We start from the raw sequence: 22330 nt of genomic DNA, 5'->3' as shown, positions 1-22330 counted from the left end.
TGGGATCACTAAGCTCCAACGGCGCCGAACACCCCCGCCGCGGAGTAGTCATCTTCTGGGGCTGCCTCACCGGCGCCGTGGCAGCAGTCATGCTACTGGCCGGCGGCGACAAACCCTCCGAAGCCCTCGCCGGCCTCCAACGAATCACCATCGTCGCGGCGCTACCCTTCGTCATCGTCATGCTCCTGCTCTGCTTCGCCCTCGCCAAAGACCTGCGTCGGGACCCCCTCGCCCTACGGCAACGACTCGCCACAACCGTCGTCGAACGCGCCATCCGCACCGGCGTGGAACAACACGGCGGCGTCCAATTCGAACTGGTCACTAAGCACGACTGCGCCGAAACGTGCCCCGACTCGGACTGTCTGGGAGGGACTCCCACGGGGAGGATCCCAACCGTCCGGACCCAGCATCCGGACCCAGACGGTAAATAGCTGCGCACCTTAAGTAGCAAGCCACCCCGGTGGCACGCGGCTTGTTCCGGCCCGTGCCGCCTAAGCACGCCCACCTCCAACGCATAGCAAAGGTTATCGACATGTCCCAGCACCACGACCAAGAACAGATTCTCCGGGTTAGCAGCGAAGGGAAGGATTTCGTGAATATCCAGTTGGAGTCCTCAAGTCCAGTCACTGTTCGGCTGCAGCTGGATGGGGGCTGCAATTGCCAACACGACAACGGAACCCGCCCCGGCTCGTATGTCGACAGTGACCCCGGTCCACGCTGACTGCGGCGGCGTCGCGCGGCCTCAATAGCAATCCTTGGTGCCCTGGCCATAGTTGCAACAGCCTCTGCGTCTTTAGGTATTCCCGGATGGTGTCCCTGTTCGCCCGACTAACCGTTTGGCCACGGCGATTCCGGCTCCGAGGAACCTACTCTGTGCGGGCCTATCGGGGCAGGCGTACTGCCAACACGAAGGTTCTCGGTGAGTCAGGCAACCGGAGGTTTCCTTGCCGACGGGGCTCTCCCCCGCACACCCGCTCATGGTCAAATAGGAGGGTTGCACCGGCTGTCCGAGTCCGACCGCGGCCTCGGCCATATGGAAGGAAAGCACATGACTGATAGGCAGGAACATCCCCCGGTCCCCACCCCCGGAAGCGCCCAGGGTTTGGACAGCAAGGTTGAGGGCGGCTGCCCGGTGGCGCACGGCAGCGGGACATCGCACGGCAGCGAAAGTGAGAATCCTGCGATCGACGCGCCCCAGCCCAAGGCGCACCGGCCGCGGACCATCGCGGACTGGTGGCCAAACCAACTGGACCTCTCCGTACTCCACGCCCACCACCCGGCGGGCAACCCCCTCGGCCCGGCGTTCAGCTACCGGGAGGAGTTCCAGAAGCTCGACGTCGAGGCACTGAAACAGGACATCACGCAGGTCCTAACCACCTCCCAGGACTGGTGGCCCGCGGATTTCGGCCACTATGGCGGCCTGATGATCCGGATGAGCTGGCACGCCGCCGGCACCTACCGCGTCCATGACGGCCGCGGCGGTGCAGGGGACGGAACCCAGCGGTTCGCGCCCCTCAACAGCTGGCCGGACAACGCCAACCTCGACAAGGCCCGGCGGCTGCTGTGGCCCGTGAAGCAGAAGTACGGCCAGAAGCTCTCCTGGGCCGACCTGCTGGTCCTGGCGGGCAACGTAGCCCTCGAGTCGATGGGATTCAAGACCTTTGGCTTCGCCTTCGGCCGCGAGGACGTGTGGGAGCCTGAGGAAATTTTCTGGGGGCCCGAGGACACGTGGCTCGGCGACGAACGCTATACCGGCGAAGGCAGGATGGCGGACGACGTCGGCGCCACCGAAATGGGCCTGATATACGTCAACCCCGAGGGGCCGATGGGCAATCCGGACCCGGCCGCGGCCGCGGCCTTCATCCGCGAGACCTTCAAGCGCATGGCGATGAACGACGAGGAGACCGTTGCGCTGATCGCCGGCGGCCACACCTTCGGCAAGACACACGGCGCCGGCAGCGCCGACGACCACGTCGGCCCCGAACCTGAGGCCGGCGACCTCCAGGCGCAGGGCCTGGGCTGGCTCAGCACGTACGGGACCGGCAAGGGGGCGGACACCATCACGTCCGGCCTCGAAGTCACCTGGACCGACAAGCCGACCCAATGGAGCAACCGCTTCTTCGAGATCCTGTTCGCGCACGAGTGGGAGCTCACCCAGAGCCCTGCCGGTGCCAAGCAATGGGTGGCCAAGGACGGTCCGAAGATCATTCCGGACGCCCACGATCCGGAGAAGAAGCACCGGCCCACGATGCTCACCACCGATCTCTCGCTGCGCGTCGACCCAACTTACGGGAAGATCTCGCGGCGCTTCCTGGAGAACCCGGACGAGTTCGCGCTCGCGTTCGCCAAAGCCTGGTACAAGCTGCTGCACCGCGACATGGGCCCCGTCAGCCCCAACCTGCTTGGGCCGTGGGTCCCGGAGCCGCAGCTCTGGCAGGATCCCATCCCCGCCGTGGACCACGAGCTGATCGACGAGGAGGACATCGCATCCCTCAAGGCCAGTCTCCTGGACTCCGGCCTGTCCGTCTCGCAGCTCGCCGGCACGGCGTGGGCGGCGGCTTCCACGTTCCGCAAGACCGACAAGCGCGGCGGCGCCAACGGGGCACGGATCCGGCTCGAGCCCCAGCGCGGCTGGGAGATCAACGAGCCCGACAAATTGGAAACGGCGCTGCAGGCCATCGAGGCGGTGCAGGAGCAGTTCAACTCCGGCCAGGCCGGGGGCAAGAAGGTCTCCCTCGCTGACCTGATTGTCCTCGGCGGCTGCGCGGCGGTGGAGAAGGCTGCGAAGGACGCCGGCTTCGCCGTCACCGTGCCGTTCCGGCCCGGCCGCGCCGACGCCGCCCAGGACCAGACCGACGTCGAGTCCTTCCAGTACCTGCAGCCGCGGGCGGACGGGTTCCGCAACTACGTGCGCCACGGCGAGAAGCTCCAGCCGGAGACGCTCCTGCTCGACAAGGCGTACCTTCTGGACCTCTCCGCACCGGAGATGACAGCGCTCGTCGGCGGCATGCGTGCCCTGGGCGCCAACATCGGCGGTTCCGCCCACGGCGTCTTCACCGACAAGCCCCAGGTCCTGACGAACGACTTCTTCATCAACCTGCTCTCCCCGGGCACGAGGTGGAAGGCGTCGGAGGGCGAGGAGAACGTCTACGAGATCAGCGACGTCGCCACTGGCGAGCTGAAGTGGACCGCCACACCGGTGGACCTGGTCTTCGGCTCCAACTCCCAGCTCAGGGCGCTGGCCGAGGTCTACGCGAGCGATGACGCCAGGGAGAAGTTCGTCAACGACTTCGTGGCGGCGTGGGTGAAGGTAATGGAACTCGACCGCTTCGACCTGAACTGAACGATGCCTCCGGGCAAACACCAACGCCCCGCCCTCCATCTACGGAGGGCGGGGCGTTTCGGCAACGAATCGCGGCCATGCGATTTCAGAGATCGTCTTCGGGTCGGGCGGCGAGGATCCGATTCGCGCTGACCTGCAGGATGCCGAGCGACTCCTGGATCAGGGGCGATGCGATGCTGCCCCTGCGCACCGCAGCGACAATGCGGCGCGCGGGCTTCCCCTTGCCCGTGATGCGCAGTCGAACCACGTTTTCGGCGCTACGCAGGGGCGCCAGCCGCGGCAGCAGGCCCACGCCCAGCCCCGCACCCACGAAGGCGATTTGGGTTTCCCATTCAACAGCCTCATGGGCAATCCGTGGTGTCACCCCGACTGCCGTGAAGGCCGCGGTGAATAGGGAATGGTAGGTGGAACCGGCGGCCTCGGTGATCCAGGGTTCCGAGGCCAGCTCTTCGAGCGTCACCGTTTCCCGCGATGCCAACGGATGGTCGGAGGGAATGATCACGTCCAGGGGATCGTCGAGCAGAACGGTCTGCTCGAAGCGCGGATCGTCCTCCACATGGATGTCGGACTGCATGGCGACGATGACCGCGAGGTCGATTCGCTCGGCAACCAACAAGTCGAAGCAGCGGTCCGGGTTGGCCTCGAGCACCTGCACCTCCAGCTGGGGGCGTGTTGAACGCAGGGTGGCGGCCAGCGGCGCGAGCAACTGGGCGGCCGCCGTAGAGAAACCGCCGAGGCCAAAACGGGACTGCACCTGGTCACCGGCCTCCATGGCCGCGGCGCGCAGGCTCTCCCATTCGGCGATGAGCGTGTCCGAGCCCGCTACGAGAAAGCGGCCCGTGGCGGTCAGCCGCACGCCCCTGCCGTCCTTCGTCAGCAGCTGCATTCCAAGCACGCGCTGGAGCTCCCGCAGTTGCGCGGAGACAGCGGAGGGAGAATACCCCGTGAGCTCCGCGGTTGCGCCAATGGTGCCGCACCGGGCAAACACCCGAAGTGTGATGAGCCTCGCATCGATCATGCATCTATTGTGCACGGTTATCTTCCAAATCTTGCGCTTTTGTTGCGGTTCAATCATCCCTAATCTCATGAGTACAAGGTTTTTCGACAACGCCGCTCGCACCCCCATGCAGCCGTGGTCCCGACGAAACACACACTTACCCACGCCTCCCGGGAGGAAACACATGTCTGCTCCAGTCTTGCCCCTCAACTCACGCGGAAAACTCGCTTCTTCCTTGCCTGCAGAGCAGCTGGCGGAAATCAGCGGATTGTTCGAGTTCCGGCGCAAGGGATATTCCCTCGATGCCCCCTTTTACACCGATCCCACGATTTTCAAAATCGACATGGAAGCCATTTTTGGCCAGCACTGGATCTTTGCCGCCAGCATCGCCGAACTGCCGGAGCCGGGCGACTACGTCACCGTCGACTACGGGCCCTACTCCCTGATCGTGCTGCGCAACGACGACGGCGGCGTGAACGTCCTGCACAACGTATGCCGGCACCGCGGCGCCCGCGTCCTGACCGAGCCCGCGGGGTCAACAGGAAACCTGGTCTGCGGCTACCACTCTTGGACATACTCCCCAGAGGGAAATCTCATCCACGCCTCGGCGCCTGGGGAAACGAAGTTCGACAAGGGCTGCTTCGGCCTCAAGCGCGCCCACAGCCGCGTGGTCGCCGGACTCATCTTCGTCTGCATTGCGGACGAACCGCCGGCGGATTTCGACGAAACCGCTAAGATCTTCGAGCCTTACCTCGCGCCCCACGATCTGTCGAAGACGAAAATCGCCTACCAGCAGAACATCATTGAGGAGGGCAACTGGAAGCTCGTCATGGAAAACAACCGTGAGTGCTACCACTGTGACGGCCACCCGGAGCTCGCCTGCTCCCTCTTTCCCACCTGGGGCCTGACGGAGGGCCTGATCCCGGCCCACCTTGAGGAAGTGTGGGACCGCAACAAGGAAGCACAGTCCTCGCTCGAGGAACGTTGCCGCCGCTATGGCCTTCCCTATGAGGTGGTGGAGGAGCTAGACACACGCATAGCTGGTATCCGCATCTCACGGGAATCGCTCGATGGTGAGGGCGAATCGTTCTCTCCCGATGGGCGCAGGCTCTCCAAGAAGCTGCTGGGCGACTTGCGGGACTTCCGCCTTGGCCGCTGCTCGATGCACCTGCAGCCCAACAGCTGGTTCCACTTCCAGAGCGACCACGTCATCACGTTCGGCGTTTTCCCCATCAACGAACACCAGTCCCTGGTGCGCACCACCTGGCTGGTGGCTGACGACGCCGAGGAAGGCGTCGACTACGATCTGGAGAAACTCACCTATACCTGGAAACAGACCAACCTGCAGGACAAGGCGTTCGTGGAGCTGTGCCAGAAGGGCGCCAGCAGCCCCGCCTACGAGCCCGGCCCGTACATGAAGAGCGAATACCAGGTGGAGGCGTTCATCAACTGGTACGTGCAGCGTGTTCAGGAGCACTTGGCATGATTGAACTCCTCACTGAGACGGCAATCCAGGAACCACAGCGCATTCGCGGTCTGGAGATGCCGTGGAACAGGGTGATGGGCAGCACGGAGGGACCCGCCGGCGCCGCCCGCGCGTTGGGTCCTTGGCATCCGCAGGAGTTCATGGCCGAATGTGTCGAGACCGTTCCCGAAGTGGGCGGCATGATGACCTTCGTGTTCCGCCGCTGCGACGGTGCGCCACTGGCATTCCGAGCGGGTCAGTACGTGAACGTCGCCTTTCCCGTGAACGGCGAGGACCAGGATGCGGTGGACCGCAGCTACTCACTGTCCAGTTCGCCCACGCAGCCGTGGACCTTCAACATCACAGTCAAACGCGACGCCACCGGACTGGTCTCACCGTGGGTGCACGAGAACGTCAAACCCGGCACCGTCCTCGAGATGCTCGGACCGGTCGGGGCATTCCACCTGCCCGATGCCGACCGGCGGGCACGGTACCTCTTGCTGGCCGCCGGCGCAGGCATTACCCCCATCATGTCGATGTTGCGGACCATCCACTCCCTGCCCGGAACGGCCGATGTCGTGGTGCTCTACCACGGCGCGGAGGCCGGAGGCTTTGCCTTCCACAAGGAGCTGGCCTACATCGCCTCCGTGGACTCGCGCGTCAAGGTCTTCTATTCCTTGGGCGACCGCAGCATACCCGAGGGGTGGGAAGGGCTCACCGGAAGGCTGACGGCAGCCATGCTTGACGACGTTGCCCCCGATGCTAACGGCCGCCAGGTTTATGCCTGCGGCCCCGAGGGTTACCTGAACACCGCCACCGATCTCCTCAGGAAGGTCGGCGTCGACGACACGTCCATCTACATGGAGTTCTTCTCGGGAGACCGCCAGACGATCCTTGAATACCAGGCGGAGCTCGCGTTCGCAGTGGACATTGCGGAGGAAATCGCCGAGGAAATCGCCGATTCCGCCGAGGACTACTACGAAAGCCAGCCCGCCGCGTTCGGGCTCTACGAGCCCGGCTACGACGCCGAGGGACCCTTGAAGGCCGCGGGGCTGCCCCTGGAAACCGTGGACTCGGACGCGCCCGGTCCCGAAGCCCCCGACGGCGGCTCGGAAGTGCGGCCGGAGGCCGTGTCCCCTGATGCCTCGAGCTTCGACACGGTCGGAACGGGAAGCCTCACCCTGTCCTTCATGCGCACCGGCATCAATGTGCTCATCGATCCCACCGAACACATCCTCGGAGCGGCCCAGCGTGCGGGCGTCAGGATCGGCGCGAACTGCAAGGAAGGCATGTGCGGCTCCTGCAAGGTGGTCAAGCTTTCCGGGGAGGTCGAGATGAACCACCAGGGCGGGATCCGGGCACGGGAAATTGATGCAGGCAAGTTCCTGCCCTGCTGCTCTACCGCGCGCACCGATTTGGTGATCGATGCCTAGCCGCCTCCAGCTGCTCTAGGCCGGACAGCAAACCCCATCTATCGCCACAGCCGGCCTGAACGCCTTCGTTGCCCCGTGGCGATATGCGCTGCACGTATCCATTGACCCAACTTGCTTCACGAAAACTGACCACAACCACCTCACAGGCAGTCTCATGCGACCAGCATCACCGTGAGGGTTCGACCGCCAACCATAGGAGCCATCCAATGTCAGGTAACAAAGCCGTTGCATACAAGGCGCCGGGGATCGTGGAAATCATCGATACCCCGTTTCCCACCTTTGAACTGCAGGCCGGCCCCGGCGTCAATCCCGTCAATGTCGGCCGGAAGGTCCCCCACGGGGTCATCCTGCGCACCGTGAGCACCAACATCTGCGGCTCGGACCAGCACATGGTTCGTGGCCGTACGACCGCCCCGGCCGGTCTCGTCCTGGGGCACGAGATCACCGGGGAAGTCATCGAGACCGGGCCCGACGTCGAGTTCATCAAGGTCGGGGACATCGTCTCAGTCCCCTTCAACATCTCCTGCGGGCGCTGCAGGAACTGCAAGGAGGGTAAGACCGGGATCTGCCTGAACGTGAACCCGGACCGTCCCGGGTCCGCCTACGGCTATGTCGACATGGGCGGATGGGTCGGCGGGCAGGCGGAGTTCGTCCTGGTCCCCTACGCGGACTGGAACCTGTTGCGGTTCCCTGATCGGGACCAGGCCCTGGAGAAGATCATGGACCTGACCATGCTCTCGGACATCCTCCCGACCGGTTTCCACGGGGCCGTCACGGCAGGTGTCGGCGTCGGGTCCACCGTCTATGTTGCCGGGGCCGGTCCCGTGGGGCTTGCAGCGGCGGCCAGTGCCCAACTGCTGGGGGCCGCGGTGGTCATCGTGGGGGACCTCAATGAGGATCGCCTGGCCCAGGCCCGATCCTTTGGCTGCGAAACCGTCAACGTGGCCAACGGCGACCCGGCTGACCAGATCGAGCAGCTTCTCGGCGTCCGGGAGGTCGACGCCGGGATCGACGCGGTCGGTTTCGAGGCCCGCGGACACGGTGCCGGGGCCCAGGAGGCGCCGGCTGCCGTGCTCAATTCGCTGATGGACCTTACCGCCGCCGGCGGGTCCCTGGGCATTCCCGGCCTTTATGTCACCGGGGATCCGGGCGCCGCGGACGAGGCGGCCCAGAAGGGCAGCCTGTCCCTGTCCCTGGGCACCGGCTGGGCGAAGTCCCTCTCCTTCGCGACGGGCCAGTGCCCGGTAATGAAGTACAACCGGCAGCTGATGATGGCGATCCTGCATGACAGGATCCAGATCGCCAAGGCGGTCAATGCCACGGCCATTTCGCTCCAGGATGCCCCGCGGGGGTACGCGGAATTCGATGCCGGAGCCGCCACGAAGTATGTCCTGAACCCGAACGGCTACCTCAGCAACTAGTCCAAGGTCAGGAAGGGGGTTCCCTACAGGCAGGCTAGAGCGGTCGTTGCATCACCCAGACCGTGTGGGTGGTGCAATGACCGCGTCGTCTTTGACAATGAAACCACCCGTCGATGATCTCCGGCGCTGGAGCGCAGGCAAAGACCCCACCTTCGACGCGCCCAATCCAAACACCCACCGCAGCCTTGAAGTGTTTATCGTTTGTCGTTATGTTAATGACAAACGATAAACTATGTCTTGAATTGGGGATGGACCATGGCAACTACGTTTGCTCATTTGGACCGCAAGGTCGCTTTGCTGTTCGCGATCGTATTTGGACTTGCGGCGCTCAGCATCGCCGTCGCGGCGGTTGTAGCTGTGTTCGCAGGACTGGTGAGCACTCCGCTGCTGAATGTGCCGCTCACGAACCTGGCGACGCCGGCGCTGGGTGAGGGCAACAGTGAAGTCCTCCAGGCCGCGTATGCCACAGCCGAAGTGAAGCCGACCAGCCTCACCCCGACTGAACGCTCTTTGCTGCTCGGATCAGGACTCCTGGGCGGTCTTGCCGGGCTGTTGTCCGCAGCGACTCTGGGCCTGGTCAGTTGGTCCGTGTACCGCGGCACAGGCTTCGGCAAGCAGTTGGCCCGCGCGGTCGGCATCTCGGGCCTCGCCGTGATGACCTGGGGGCTCCTGGGTCCGTTTATGGACGCCATCGCCCACCACTCGATCCTGAGCCGGATCGCGTTGCTTCCGGCACGGGAAACCGGGGCCTTCTTCCTCATGGAACTGGATGTGTGGCCGGTCGCGGTTGGACTCGGCGCTGCTGCTCTCGCGAGCATGTTCGAGACGGGCCGGCGTCAGCAGCTGGAATTGGACGGGCTGATCTGATGGCCCCCGCACCAGATGAAGAGCAGCGGATACATTGCAGGCTGGATGAGCTCCTCGCGGCCCGGGGCATGACATTGACCCAGCTCAGCCAGCGGGTAGGCGTCAGTCTCGTCAACCTGTCCGTGCTGAAAAACGACCGGGCGCGTGCGATCCGCTTTTCCACACTGTCCGCGATCTGTGATGTTCTCGACTGTGCGGTCGGAGACCTGCTGATCGTCACGACCTCGTAAGGGCGCGTGATGCGGGCCATGTGGTCCCCGGTCTCTGGTCAGTATTCGCCCATTCCGGTCGGGAGCCTGCGGATCCGACGGGCGCGAAACAACGACGACGCATGACCACAGGTTCAGAGCCCAAGTCAGCGGCACTGCTGCAACAACGAAGGACAGACAGCAAGGCCAAACGACAAGCAGTCCTCGCTACGCTTGCGGCAATGGAACGCACGCGCACGCCCATCACGGTCGCGGAGGCAGCACCCGGAGAAACGAACCCCTTCTTCTCCGCCTCAAGTCGAACGTGACCTTCTGCGCCAAGAGAACCAGCGGCTCCGTGACGAGATCAGAAGAAGCCAGCAGCGCATCCCGGAACTACTCGGGGACCAGCTCGATGGTTCGGACGCGCACTCCCAAACCATCCGAGTTCAGGAATTGACGGACAGAACACCACCCCCTCCCGTAAAGCGAGCGAGGCGGGTTTGTGTCTCACCCGTCCATGGCATGGTCTGTAACAGGCCTGAGCTTATGCTCCCTTACTGCACGACGGCGAAGCTCACCAGGGCGGCCACTTCACCTTCTGCAAAGAGGGCGAGGGCGGTACTGGATTCCGCCGGAAGGATTTGACCATGACCATGCCAGGAAGCCGAAGCCGCCACGCGGCCGCCCCTGCGCAACCTCGGCGCATCCGGTCCACAATTCCCCTTTGACACAAAAGCGTGGCAGGCATCGAATGACGCCTGCCACGCTTTCGGCCTGGCGTGGACTCCATGAGCACCAGCCTCTCGCAAGAGGGGAATCCGGCGGCGCCCTCATTCATGCGCCTTGGCAGGCAGCCTAGATCACGGACGGAGCCTGCGCGGGACGGCGAATACGACCGCCGCACCGATGACGGCAAAGATCGCGAACATGTAGAAGTTCAGCTGCCAACCGAGTGCCAGGCTGGCAACGGCGCCGCCGATGATCGGGCCGCAAATTGCCCCGACCCTGCCGACTCCCAGCGACCAGCTCAGGGCGGTTGCGCTGAGCGACTGGGGGTAGTGGGTTGCACAGTAGCCGCCGACCAGGATCTGCGTGCCTACCGAGCCAAGACCGGCGAAGGCGACGATCACCAGGAGCGCGGCAAGCGGCAACTGGAGGGTCAGCATGAGGATGGCCACGAAGGCCAACACGAAAGAGGCCGTGACGACCTTCTTGATCCCTATCCGGTCCGCGATGACGGAAGCACTCACGGACCCGACGATGGCTCCGGCGTTCAAGACGAGCAGGAACGTCAGGGAATCCCCCAGATTGAAGCCGGCCTGCCGCATGATCTGCGGCAACCAGGTGTTCAGGCCGTAAACGAGGAGCAGGCCGCAGAAGTTTGCCATGGCAAAAAGAATGGTCGACAGGATGAACTTGCTGGAAAAGATCGTTCGGAGGCTGGATTTCCTGGCCGGACCTTCTGCCGCATCCTGGGACGAAACGATATCCGAGTAAACCAGTCCATAGCGCTTAGCCGTGTCCTTCGCTTCCTTGGTGCGGCCGCTGCGGGCGAGGTAGGCCACGGAATCGGGCAGCAGCTTCCACGCCACCGGCAGAAGGGTCACCAGCGGCAAGGCGCCGATAGCGTACAACCAACGGAATTCAATGTGCGGCAGGAGGTTGATCGCCAGAAGGGACGCCCCGACGCCGCCGACGGAATAGCCGCTGAACATGAGGGCGTTGGCAATTTGCCGCCGCTCTTTGCGGGCGTATTCAACCGTCAAGGCGATACAGGTGGGAACAACGCCGCCAAGGCCGAGTCCTGTGAGAAAGCGCAGTGCGCCGAATATTTCGGCGGACGGCGCGAAGGCGGTGATCAGCATGCAGATCGAAAACACCGTGATGCTCGCCAACATGATCCGGCGTCGGCCAAGCCTGTCTGTGAGTATCCCGACGGACATGGTCCCGAGCAGCATGCCGATGAGGGCAAGGCTGCCGATGAGGCCTGCTTGGGCCGTGGTGAGTCCCCATTCCTGATACTTCAGGATGGAGGGAACGGTGGAGCCGAAGATGACGAGGTCGTATCCGTCAAAAACGATAGTGACAAAACAAAGAAGGAGGACCGTGCGCCCCTTCCAGGCCGGGGCGGCCTCGGTTCTTGTTGCCGTTGGCAGTGACTGCGCCATGGATGCCTCTCGTTCTCACGATGCGGTATGTGGTGTGAATCACGCCAATGATGACACGGATTGTTTACGACAGTAAATAGTTCTCCATACTTGAGTCGTAACGATCGTTAGAAATACGTCATAGAAAGGAGCTATCGCCGAAGGCTTTCGGACGGCAGCTCGCCAAACGTGTCGAGGTAGAGAGCCGAGAAACGGCCCTGGTGCGAGAAGCCGCAGCGCTCGGCGATTGAAATGATGGTCTCCTGCCCGGGCTCCGCCGCAAGGAGCATTTCCCGGGCCCGATCCAGCCGGACCCTCCTCAGCAGCTCCGACGGCGTTGCCCCGACTTCGGAGCGAAGGGCCAACTGGAGGGTTCGCACTGAAACCCCGAGATTCTCAGCTATGTCCGGCACTGCGAGCTCCTCGGAAGCGTGCCGTTCAAGGAGGTCGCGGAACCGCCGGATCAATCGACTCTCCGAATCCGGAGCGAGTCCTTCCTCCTTCCCGGCCGTGTTGTCCATTGCCATAAGCAGTCGCGACAGCATGGTGTCCACGAGGAGCCTTTGGACAAAGACGGGAGCGGCGCTGGATGCCGGACTGATCATGTCGTCATGCAGTTCGACGACGGATCTCAGGAATGCCCGCCCCGCCGCACCGGTCAGGTCCATCGCATAGCCGAGCTTCACACCGTCACGCGGCTTGTCCCCATAGAGCTGTTCAGCCACCGAGGCAAGCGCAAGGCGCCTGACATAGACAATCAAATGCGGAGTGCCAATATCCCACGTCATCGAAAAGGGACGGTCGACCGGCGGAACCGTTGCCGTTCTGGGACTGGATTCGACCGCGAATGAGCCCACGTCCATGTGCGCATGGCCGGCGAGGGGAATCTGGACCAGGTGGAAGTTCTCCAAGCCCTGGGGATTAATGCGGACCTCCGCGCCGTAGTCCAGATACTCGATTCCGACGTCGCCCCGATGGAGGGACCGCAGTTTCATGTCCACAGACTTGGCACGGGCCTGCGGAACCAGATCATGGCCACAGAACAACTCGGCAACCTTCTGGTGGGCATCATCGACATCCGTGGTGGCCACGGTGGGGCGGCCCCTTAAGACGTCGCGCGGGAGGATCTTCACCATCGCGCACCTGACTTCCCCGGTTTCGTTTTTCGGATGAGCCCTGCGCCAACTGGATATACCGGTTTTCAGGGTGTGAATAGAGTCACTTTTAGAACAAGTATGACGCACGTCATGGAAATGCAACAACGGAACCCGTTGGAAGGGGTGAGCAGAGATGAAGAACGTCAAGCTCGTACACGAACGGCGCATGGAATGGGAACGGACTCACCCGAAGCCCGCACACAGGCCCCCCGCCAAGTAGCCAATCCCTCGGGTATGACCAACGCCGTGCGCAAGAAACCCAACTAATCCCACAGATTCACCACGAAAGGTTTTGACCATGTCAGGACTCAAAGGCAGGACCGCAATCGTCACCGGCGGCGTAACCAAGATCGGCCGCGGCGTAGTCGCGGCGCTCCGCGAGGCAGGTGCTGCTGTCGTCGTTGCCGACATCGATGCAGACGGAGGCGCCCAGCTCCACACCCTGGGCGACGGCGTCAGCTTTTCGCACACCGACATCACGGATGACTCGGCCGTGTCCAAGCTGATGGGTGACACCGCAGCATCGCACGGCGGCATCGATATCCTCGTGAACCTGGCATGCACCTACAAAGACGACGGGGCGGCGTCCGACCGGAACGATTGGCTCGAAGCGCTGAACGTCAACGTCGTGAGCGCAGTCATGGCAAGCAGGGCCGCGCGACCGTACCTGAAGGCGTCCCAGCGCGGAGCCATTATTAATTTCACCTCGATTTCCAGTTCCGTCGCCCAGACAGGGCGCTGGCTCTACCCGGCGGGCAAGGCCGCGCTCGTTCAGCTGACCCGGAGCATGGCAGTGGATTTCGCCGAAGACCGCATCCGTGTCAACTCGGTCAGTCCGGGATGGGTGTGGAGCAACATCATGGACTCCCTGACTAATGGAGACCTTGAAAAGACGGATGCCGTGGCGGCACCCTTCCACGTTCTAAAGCGGGTGGGACGGCCGGAAGAGATCGGAGCCGTGGTTGCCTTCCTCGCCAGCGACGCGGCCAGCTTTGTGACCGGTGCTGATTGGGCGGTCGACGGCGGGTACTCCGCCTTGGGGCCGGAACGCGCCGAGGAAACCATTCCCTTACTCGCCGCTGAAACGAGGTGACGATAAATGAACGACTTCAAAACCGTCCACACGGGCCTCCCCGGATGGGAACAAACCCACCCCGAACCCGCCCCGAGGCCGGGTCAAATAGCCACTCCCCCATTCATTCACGGATGCCGACACAGTAGAAAGACAAGGGCAACAACATGACGCAACGCCACATCACCATCATCGGAGCGGGACAATCAGGCCTGCAGCTGGGCATTGGTTTGCTCAAAGCCGGCTTCGCAGTGACCACAATATCCAACCGCACGGCCGAAGAAATCCACGAAGGCAAGGTCTCCTCCAGCCAGTGCATCTTCCACAATGCACTGGAACACGAGAGGGCGCTCGGCCTGGACTTCTGGCCCGAGGCTCCTACGGTTGATGGAATCTCCTTCACGATTCCGCACCCTGACGCCGCAGGGCAGATGGCCATCAGCTGGGCGTCCCGCCTCGACGACCCGGCGATGTCCATTGACCAACGCGTCAAATTCCCCCGGTTCATGGACGAGTTTGTGGCCCAGGGAGGCGAGCTCGTATTCGAGGACGCCGGCGTCGAGGAACTCGAACGCTATGCCCTGACCTCCGACCTTGTCATTGTGGCCGCCGGCAAGGGAGAAATTGCACAGCTCTTCACCCGCGACGCCGAGCGCAGCGCCTACGACGCACCCCAACGTGCATTGGCCTTGACCTACGTGAACGGAATGGAACCCCGGGCAGAATTCTCGGCCGTTTCCTTCAACCTGATTCCCGGGGTCGGCGAATACTTCGCTTTCCCCGCCCTCACCACAACCGGCCCCTGCGAGATCATGGTGTTTGAAGGCATCCCCGGCGGGCCCATGGACTGTTGGCAGAGCCTGACGCCCGCGGAGCACCTGGAAAAGTCCAAGAACATCCTGAAGCAGTACCTGCCGTGGGAAGCTAGCCGCGCCGCCGACGTCGAACTGACCGACCCTAACGGCTTCCTGCAAGGCCGCTTTGCCCCCACCGTTCGGCATCCCATTGCCACCCTGCCCAGCGGCCGGATCGTCCTGGGCCTTGCCGACGTCGTGGTCCTTAATGATCCCATCACCGGCCAGGGCTCCAACAACGCCAGCAAATGTGCGGCCTCGTACCTGCAGAGCATCAAGGAACACGGCGATGCCTCCTTCGACGCAGCCTTCATGCAGGCCACATTCGAAGCGTATTGGAACTATGCCCAGCACGTTGCGCAGTGGACTAACGCCCTTCTGGCTCCCCCGCCCCCGCACGTTCTCGAGCTCCTGGGAGCCGCCGGCCAGTCCGCCGAAATCGCCCACCGCTTTGCCAACGGTTTCAACAACCCGCCGGACTTCCAGGAGTGGTTCATGTACCCGGACAAGGCAGCAGCGTACCTTGCAAGCGTGAACTCCGTACCAGCGACCTGATTGTCGCTCCAATGCCCAGGCAACAACGTCCTTCGAAGGAAGACTAGAGATGCGAAAGATCGCAATCGTCGGAGCCGGCGAATCCGGCGCCCAACTGGCCTTGGGCCTGCAGCGGGAGGGGTACGCAATCACACTGTTCTCCGACCGCTCGGCAGCCCAAATCCGTACCGGCAAGGTCATGTCCAGCCAATGCATGTTTCCCACCGCCCTCGCCGCGGAAGCACAGCTGAGTTCAGCTCTGACAAACCTGTATGACGAAGAAGCTGTGCCCGCAATCAACGCCATACGGTTGCGTGTTGAAGGCGAAGCCGGCGGTGATTCCATCGACTGGGAAGCGCCCCTTGACGGAACCGCCCACTCAGTGGACCAGCGGATCAAGAGTGCAGCCTGGATTGAAGCTTTCGTGGCCGGAGGCGGCGATTTCCGCATAGAGAAGGTCACGGCGCGCATGCTGGAGGAGCTATCACGTGACTACGAACTCGTCATCGTCAGCACCGGCAAGGGCGAGATAGCCCAGATCTTCCCCAAGGACAGGTCCAAGTCCCCGTTCGATCGGCCGCAAAGGGTCCTCGCCCTGAACTACGTCTTGCTGGATGCACCAGCCGGCGAACCGGCCGAACAGCCCAGTGGCAGCATTCGCATGTCAGTAGTCCCGGGCGTCGGGGAATTCTTCACCTTTCCCGGCCTTACCGTGTCCGGGCCTTGCCAAATGATGGTCTTTGAAGGGGTCGTAGGCGGCCCGATGGACAAGTGGGCCGATGTTGCAAGTCCGGAGGGACAGCTGAGCCGCTCGCTGGAAATCCTGGAGGAGCACTTCCCCCACGAGGCGAAGAACTTCGCCAACGCAACGCTCACCGATGACGGGGCAACTCTCCTTGGCCGGATCACCCCCACTGTCCGTTCTGCTGTGGGCGAGCTGGGCAATGGCAACCTGGTCTTCGGCCTGGGCGATGCCGTGCTGCTCAACGATCCATTGACGGGCCAGGGGTCCAACAATGCGACGCTGGCCGCCAAGTACTACCTGGATTCCATCGTCCGGCGGGGGCAGCAGCCTTTCGACAAGCAGTGGATGGAACGCACCTTTGACGAATTTTGGCGGGGCTGGGGTCAGTGGGCGGTGGCGTGGACGAATGACATGCTCAAAACCCGGCGGGAACACCAGCAGGCTGTGCTGGCCGAAGCGGCAGAACATCCGGCGCTGGCGGCGAGCATTGCGGGAGGCTTCGATGATCCTCGCACGTTCTATCCCTGGTGGTTCGATCCCACTGCCGCCGGTGAGTTTGTGCAGGCATGCAAGGACGAAGATTCGTCAGCTTTTGATCTGAGGGATTTCAGGGGTGCCCTGGGCCAGTTCGCCACGGGCGTCACCGTAGTCACCACGCTCGGCGTCGATGGACGGAAGGTGGGAATGACCGCCAATTCCTTTACGTCCGTTTCGATGGAACCACCTTTGGTGTTGTGGTGCCCCAGCAAGCGGGCCCCCAGCCTTGCGGACTTCGAGGAATCCACGCATTTCGCCATCAACATCCTCGCGAGCGACCAGCACGTCCTCTCGCGCCAGTTCGCCACCCCGTCAACCGACAAGTTTGCTGGCGCGGAAACTTCTGAGGGAATCGCCGGGATTCCGCTGCTGGACGGTGCTGTTGCCACATTCCAGTGCCGGACGGTCTCACGCCACGATGCCGGCGATCATGTCATCTACGTCGGCGAGGTCGAGAAGTACGAGAATGCTGGAGGGGATCCCCTGCTGTTTCACAGCGGAAAGTACCACGCAGCCACCAATCACCCGGACTTCTGAAAGGACAGTGCCCTCCATGGACGATTCGATCGACATTGCCATTATTGGTTCGGGGATCAACTCCCTGGTGGCCGCCGCGGAGCTGGCGATGGCCGGGAAGGGCGTCTGCCTCATTGAACGGGCCGACAGGCTCGGCGGCTTCATCCATTCAGCGGAACGGACCCTGCCCGGTTTCATCCACGATTCCTTCTCCTCCTGGCATCCTTTGTTTGTTTCGGGAGGCGCTTACCAAGAGCTGGGAGGCGAGCTGCATGCCAGGGGTTTGGACTATTGCAATGCCGACGGCGCCGTGACGGCCAGCGTGGCGGCCGACCCGCGGACAGGGCGCCACCGGGTCGTCGTTGCCCATCGCGATCCGGGGCTCACGGCTTCGGCTTTGCAGGCCCGTGGGGATGAGGGCGCGTACCTGGCGATGCTGGAAGATCTCGGCCGCAATGCGGGCACCATTTTCGGTGCGTTCGGCGCTGAACTGCGATCTGTCAAGGAGGTGGTGAAGATTGCCGCCGGCGCCCTGAAACGGGGGAAAGTCAAGGGTACCGAGGCTTTCGTGCGGGATTCGGTGATGAGCGGCCGCAATTACCTCCGCAGCCGGTTTGACGGATGGGAAGCCGATCAGCTGTGGTCTCCGTGGCTTCTTCATGCCGGTCTCGGCCCGGACCAGGCAACCGGGGGCGTCATGCTTCCGGTCATGGCCTTGAGCATGCATGGCCATGGTCTCCCGGTGGTCAAAGGCGGCGCCTCGAACTTCATTGCAGCTTTCGAGGCCCTCCTGAGGGATAACGGCGTCCGGATCATGCTGGACACCGAAGCCGAGGAAATCCTGGTCGACTCCAAGGGTGTCATGGGTGTGAAGACCTCCGGCGGCCTGGTCAATGCCCGGACTGTCCTGGCGAATGTGTCTCCCCAGGCCTTGTATTCCAGGCTGTTGCGTCGGCCACCCGCCGGGTTGGCCGACGCAGCGGCGCGCTATCAGAACGGCCGCGGGGCAATGCAGATCCATCTGGCCCTGAGCAGGCCGGTCCAATGGCTGGATCCCCGCTTGGATACGGTGCCCCTGATTCACCTGAGCAACGGTTCCGACAGCACAGGTATTGCCTGTGCCCAGGCCGAGGCCGGGCTGTTGCCTACGGAACCTACCGTCGTCGTCGGTCAACAATGCGTCCTGGATCCCTCCAGAGCGCCGGCAGGCAAAGCGACGCTGTGGCTGCAGCTGCAGGAAGTGCCGTGCACGCCGGTGGCGGACGCCGCAGGGGCGCTCGATGTGGACGGTGGCTGGTCACCCGAGCTCAAGGAACAGTACATGGAGCGCGTCCTGGCCAGGCTCGAACAGTTCGCACCGGGCACCAGGGCATCCGTTCTGGCCTGGGACATCCTCGCACCGACCGATCTTGCCACGGAAAATCCCAATGCCGTCAACGGCGATCCCTACGGCGGATCAGCGGAACTCTTCCAGAACCTCCTCTGGCGGCCCTTCCCCCAGGCCGCGAACCACAAAACCCCGGTCAAGGGCTTGTGGCATATCGGCGCGTCCACCCACCCCGGCCCCGGGCTATCCGGCGGATCGGGGCATTTGGTGGCCCAAAAACTGAAATGAACCCATACATCAACCCGACAGGAGAACAATGTCTGTTCTAAATGAGCTCACCGCAGCCTTGTCATCCGGCGCCATCAACGTCGTCGACCTCACTACGCCGCTCAGCGGTGATACCCCCATTCTGAATCTTCCCCAACCACTCGCCAACACGGTTGGACTGTCCCTGACGCCCGTCAGCAATTTCGACGACGCCGGACCCGCCTGGGCGTGGAACGACGTCACTGTGGGCGAACACGCCGGGACACACCTGGACGCTCCCGTCCACTGGATCACAGGCAAGGACGGGAAGTCCGTCGACCAGATCGAGCCACACCGCCTGGTGGGGCCGGCCGTGGTCATTGACAAGACCGCCGAAGCTGCACGGGACGCCGACTTCCTGCTGGAGCCGGAACACTTCGAGCGGTGGCAGCAGGAGCATGGCCCGTTCCCGGAAAACTGTTGGGTGATCTTCCGCACCGGCTGGTCCGCCCGCGGCGCTAACGCCGTGGACTTCATGAACGCTGACGACGCCGGTCCCCACACTCCCGGCGTCTCTGCGGCAGGTGCCAAATGGCTTGCGGGGAACGCCTCCATCAGCGGCTTCGGCGTGGAAACGGTGGGCATCGACGCCGGGCAGGCAGCCACGCTCGACCCCATGTTCCCCGTGCATTCATTCCTTCTGGGTGCTGACAAATACGGTGTGACGTCGCTGCGGAACGTTGAGCGCCTCCCCGTCACAGGAGCGACGCTGGTGGTTGCCCCCCTGCCCATTGTCGGCGGAACCGGCAGCCCCAGCCGGGTCTACGCACTGGTCGAGGCCGCAGCATCGGAGCAGAGCGCATGAGCGGGGAAGTAAAAGTCTCCACCCTGGTGGGCCAGACGCTGGCGAAGCTTGGCGTCGGCCACGTCTTCGGTGTGGTGGGCAGCGGCAACTTCGATGTCACCAGCACCCTGATGAAGGCCGGAATTCCGTACACCGCGGCCCGCCATGAAGGCGGCGCGGCCACCATGGCCGACGCCTACTCCAGGATGTCCGGCAAAGTGGGCGTCGTGACCACGCACCAAGGCTGCGGACTGACCAACGCCATCACCGGCGTCGGAGAAGCTGCGAAGAGCCGCACGCCCATGATCGTGCTAACTGCCGACACGCAGGCGGCAGCCATCCGGTCCAACTTCAAGATCGATCAGGACGCCCTGGCCCGCAGCGTCGGCGCGGTGGCCGAGCGGATCCACTCCCCCGAAACGGCCGTCGCGGATACGGTCCGGGCTTTCCGCACCGCAGTGAACGAGCGCCGGACCGTGGTCCTCAGCCTGCCGCTGGACGTCCAAAGCGGAACCGCCGCAGACACGGTGAGCGCCGTCGTCGTACCCGTTCGGGCCCCGATCCGTCCGAATGCCGGCGCCGTCAATGAGCTGGTGGAACTGATCTCGCAGGCGGAACGTCCCGTGTTCGTCGCCGGCCGCGGCGGGAGGGAGGCCCGGGATTCCATCCTGGACCTGGCCCGGCACGCCGGGGCCCTTGTGGCTACTTCGGCCGTGGCCAACGGCCTGTTCAACGGAGATTCGCACAATCTGGGCATCTCCGGCGGCTTTTCCTCTCCGTTGACCGCCGAGCTCATCACGTCAGCGGACCTCATCGTCGGCTGGGGATGCGCGCTAAATATGTGGACTATGCGTCACGGCCGCCTGATCTCCCCCGGAACAAAAGTTGTCCAAGTCGACGTCGAAGATTCCTCGCTGGGCGCCAACAGGCAGATCACCCTGGGCGTGCTGGGCGATTCCGCCCTCACAGCCGACAATGTGCTGGACGGCCTGCGCAGGATCCAACCTTCCGCGGCGGAAAAATACCGCACCGAGCAGAATGCCCTCGCTATCAAGCAGGGCGCACGGTGGCGGGACGTGGAAACACCGGACCTCAGCACTGCGACATTGATCGACCCGCGGGTAATCAGCCGGCAACTCGATTCGCTCCTTCCTGCAGACAGGATCGTGGCAGTGGATTCGGGCAACTTCATGGGTTACCCCAGCCAGTATCTGGCGGTACCGGACGAGTTCGGCTTCTGCTTCACGCAGGCCTTTCAGGCCATCGGCCTTGGGCTCTACACGGCGATTGGAGCTGCCGTTGCGCGGCCTGACCGGCTACCGGTACTGGGCTCGGGCGATGGTGGATTCCTGATGGGCATTAGTGAACTGGAAACGGCCGTCCGGCTCAAACTGCCGCTGGTCTGCATCGTCTACAACGACGCCGCGTACGGCGCCGAGGTCCACCACTTCGCTGGGTACCACCCGCAAGAGGAGCTGGCCAGCGTGTCGTTCCCGGAGACGGACATCGCGGCGATCGCCAGGGGATACGGGGCCGACGGCGTCAATGTCCGGACGCTTGACGACCTGGAACCAGTGCGGGAATGGGTTGCGGCCTTCCGCGACGGCCGGCAGGACCGGCCGTTGGTGATCGATGCGAAGATCGCCTCGGACGGTGGCTCCTGGTGGCTGGCCGAAGCTTTCCAGGGACACTGACCCCACCGGGTCCGGGGACCGGGACACGTGCGAAGGGGCTGGGGCATGACATGCCCCAGCCCCTTCGCAGCGTGGCCTAATTCGATCCGACGACGGAGATCGCGTAACGCTGGGCCTTAGGTCCCAGCAGCGCATGCAGCTTTGTGAAGAGCTCCTGGGCGGCCAGTCCGTGCCAGTTGTCCGGCAGGTATTCCTCGGGAAGCCCGGGGTCCATATAGGGCAGCCGCCGCCACTGCGTGACCATGGGAACATAATCAGCAAAGGCCTGCTTCAGCAATTCAGGCGACTCGGCATCTCCTTCACGCTTCTCCCACCGCTGGAGTACGGGTTGGTGCCGTTGCAGGAAATCCGTGTAAAGGGCCTCCAAAGAGGGCAAGTCCCACCATTGACCCACCTTCTCCTCGATGTGGCCTCCAGTAAGATGCGTTGCCTTAAAGAGGTCGACGTATTCCATGAGCTCGGCCCGCCGAAGCTGCTGCTCCACTTCATCCGCAAGATTCCCGGGAGCGATCCACAGTCCCGGGGAGACCTGTCCGCAGCCGACCCGGGTCAGGATGGTCCGGAGCCGGTGCCTTAGGTGCCTTTGGGCCTCGGGGACGGAGAAAGACGCCAGGAGCCAGGCGTCGTCTTTTTGGGCGCGGCGGGGAGCGAAAATCCGTTCATCTCCGGCGCTGAACACGTCTTCGAGTTCCGGTGAGAGCTTATAGGCCGCAGAGCCTCCACGCTTCAGGCTGACAAGGACTCCGCGCTTCTTGAGCCGCGATACCGAAGACCGCACGCCGGCTGATTCAACCCCCAGGTCCCCCAGGAGCTGGATGAGGTCCGCAACCGCAAACGTGCCGTCCTGGTTACGGGCATACAGGCCGTACACGGTGACGATCAGGTGTTGATGGCGCGGCGTGGGAGCAACGTCAGGAACGGCTTCGGCCTTGGCCATTCA

General features: G+C 63.4%; 17 protein-coding genes. 13 read left to right on the top strand and 4 right to left on the bottom strand.

Translation table 11 applies throughout. The annotated features are described in order from the left end of the window. Together AC1DRE_RS20195 and katG are read left to right on the top strand one after the other, a co-directional pair. On the top strand, positions 1–431 hold a 431-nt coding region (locus AC1DRE_RS20195; RefSeq protein WP_476986283.1), incomplete at its 5' end, for a BCCT family transporter. Positions 432–1048: 617 nt separating this feature from the next. Continuing rightward, the gene (gene katG / locus AC1DRE_RS20190; protein ID WP_476986282.1) at positions 1049–3343 is read left to right on the top strand and encodes a catalase/peroxidase HPI; all 2295 of its coding nucleotides are present in this window, start codon (positions 1049–1051) and stop codon (positions 3341–3343) included. 85 nt (positions 3344–3428) lie between these two features. Here katG and AC1DRE_RS20185 read toward each other — a convergent pair whose 3' ends face one another. Continuing rightward, positions 3429–4361, bottom strand: coding sequence for a LysR family transcriptional regulator (locus AC1DRE_RS20185; RefSeq protein WP_476986281.1), 933 nt, complete (start codon positions 4359–4361; stop codon positions 3429–3431). A 163-nt stretch (positions 4362–4524) separates the two neighbouring features. Here AC1DRE_RS20185 and AC1DRE_RS20180 point away from each other — a divergent pair, with 163 nt between their 5' ends. From AC1DRE_RS20180 to AC1DRE_RS20160, 5 genes are all read left to right on the top strand, one after another. Beyond that, the gene (locus AC1DRE_RS20180) at positions 4525–5826 is read left to right on the top strand and encodes an aromatic ring-hydroxylating oxygenase subunit alpha (RefSeq protein ID WP_476986280.1); all 1302 of its coding nucleotides are present in this window, start codon (positions 4525–4527) and stop codon (positions 5824–5826) included. Then, positions 5823–7238 carry a ferredoxin reductase gene (locus tag AC1DRE_RS20175; protein ID WP_476986279.1) on the top strand — a complete coding sequence of 472 codons (1416 nt, stop codon included), beginning with the start codon at positions 5823–5825 and terminating at the stop codon, positions 7236–7238. The genes AC1DRE_RS20180 and AC1DRE_RS20175 overlap by 4 nt, the downstream gene beginning before the upstream one ends. Before the next feature lie 206 nt (positions 7239–7444). After that, a complete protein-coding gene (gene fdhA / locus AC1DRE_RS20170) occupies positions 7445–8659 on the top strand; it encodes a formaldehyde dehydrogenase, glutathione-independent (RefSeq protein ID WP_476986278.1) in 1215 nt (404 codons plus the stop codon). A 255-nt stretch (positions 8660–8914) separates the two neighbouring features. Further along, positions 8915–9526: a hypothetical protein gene (locus AC1DRE_RS20165; RefSeq protein WP_476986277.1), complete on the top strand. Its 612-nt coding sequence runs from the start codon at positions 8915–8917 to the stop codon at positions 9524–9526. Next, positions 9526–9756, top strand: a complete 231-nt coding sequence (locus AC1DRE_RS20160) for a helix-turn-helix domain-containing protein (RefSeq protein WP_476986276.1) — start codon at positions 9526–9528, stop codon at positions 9754–9756. Before AC1DRE_RS20165 ends, AC1DRE_RS20160 begins: the two co-directional genes overlap by 1 nt. 821 nt (positions 9757–10577) lie before the next feature. Here the strand turns inward: AC1DRE_RS20160 and AC1DRE_RS20155 are convergent. Next, complete coding sequence (locus tag AC1DRE_RS20155) at positions 10578–11885, bottom strand: MFS transporter (RefSeq protein WP_476986275.1); 1308 nt, start codon at positions 11883–11885, stop codon at positions 10578–10580. A gap of 131 nt (positions 11886–12016) precedes the next feature. After that, positions 12017–12955 carry an AraC family transcriptional regulator gene (locus AC1DRE_RS20150; RefSeq protein ID WP_476986274.1) on the bottom strand — a complete coding sequence of 313 codons (939 nt, stop codon included), beginning with the start codon at positions 12953–12955 and terminating at the stop codon, positions 12017–12019. Between the two features lie 364 nt (positions 12956–13319). On the opposite strand from AC1DRE_RS20150, the gene AC1DRE_RS20145 reads away from it, so the two are divergent. From AC1DRE_RS20145 to AC1DRE_RS20120, 6 genes are all read left to right on the top strand, one after another. Further along, positions 13320–14114, top strand: a complete 795-nt coding sequence (locus AC1DRE_RS20145; protein WP_476986273.1) for an SDR family oxidoreductase — start codon at positions 13320–13322, stop codon at positions 14112–14114. A gap of 146 nt (positions 14115–14260) precedes the next feature. Beyond that, entirely contained in the window at positions 14261–15502 is a 1242-nt protein-coding gene (locus AC1DRE_RS20140; protein WP_476986272.1) for a styrene monooxygenase/indole monooxygenase family protein, read from the top strand. A 49-nt stretch (positions 15503–15551) separates the two neighbouring features. Continuing rightward, positions 15552–17300, top strand: a complete 1749-nt coding sequence (locus tag AC1DRE_RS20135; RefSeq protein ID WP_476986271.1) for a flavin reductase — start codon at positions 15552–15554, stop codon at positions 17298–17300. Positions 17301–17316: 16 nt separating this feature from the next. Beyond that, positions 17317–18894, top strand: a complete 1578-nt coding sequence (locus tag AC1DRE_RS20130; protein ID WP_476986270.1) for a phytoene desaturase family protein — start codon at positions 17317–17319, stop codon at positions 18892–18894. 28 nt (positions 18895–18922) lie between these two features. Beyond that, positions 18923–19717: a cyclase family protein gene (locus AC1DRE_RS20125; RefSeq protein ID WP_476986269.1), complete on the top strand. Its 795-nt coding sequence runs from the start codon at positions 18923–18925 to the stop codon at positions 19715–19717. Beyond that, positions 19714–21390 (top strand): thiamine pyrophosphate-binding protein, encoded by a 1677-nt coding sequence (locus AC1DRE_RS20120; RefSeq protein ID WP_476986268.1) that lies wholly within the window; start codon positions 19714–19716, stop codon positions 21388–21390. The genes AC1DRE_RS20125 and AC1DRE_RS20120 overlap by 4 nt, the downstream gene beginning before the upstream one ends. A 76-nt stretch (positions 21391–21466) precedes the next feature. Here AC1DRE_RS20120 and AC1DRE_RS20115 read toward each other — a convergent pair whose 3' ends face one another. Beyond that, complete coding sequence (locus tag AC1DRE_RS20115) at positions 21467–22327, bottom strand: PaaX family transcriptional regulator (RefSeq protein WP_476986267.1); 861 nt, start codon at positions 22325–22327, stop codon at positions 21467–21469. Positions 22328–22330: the final 3 nt, after the last annotated feature.

This window comes from Arthrobacter sp. P4_H3 (genome assembly GCF_056400885.1).
The sequence above is the reverse complement of the archived record's forward strand: the minus strand, read 5'-3'. Positions and strand labels throughout refer to the sequence as shown.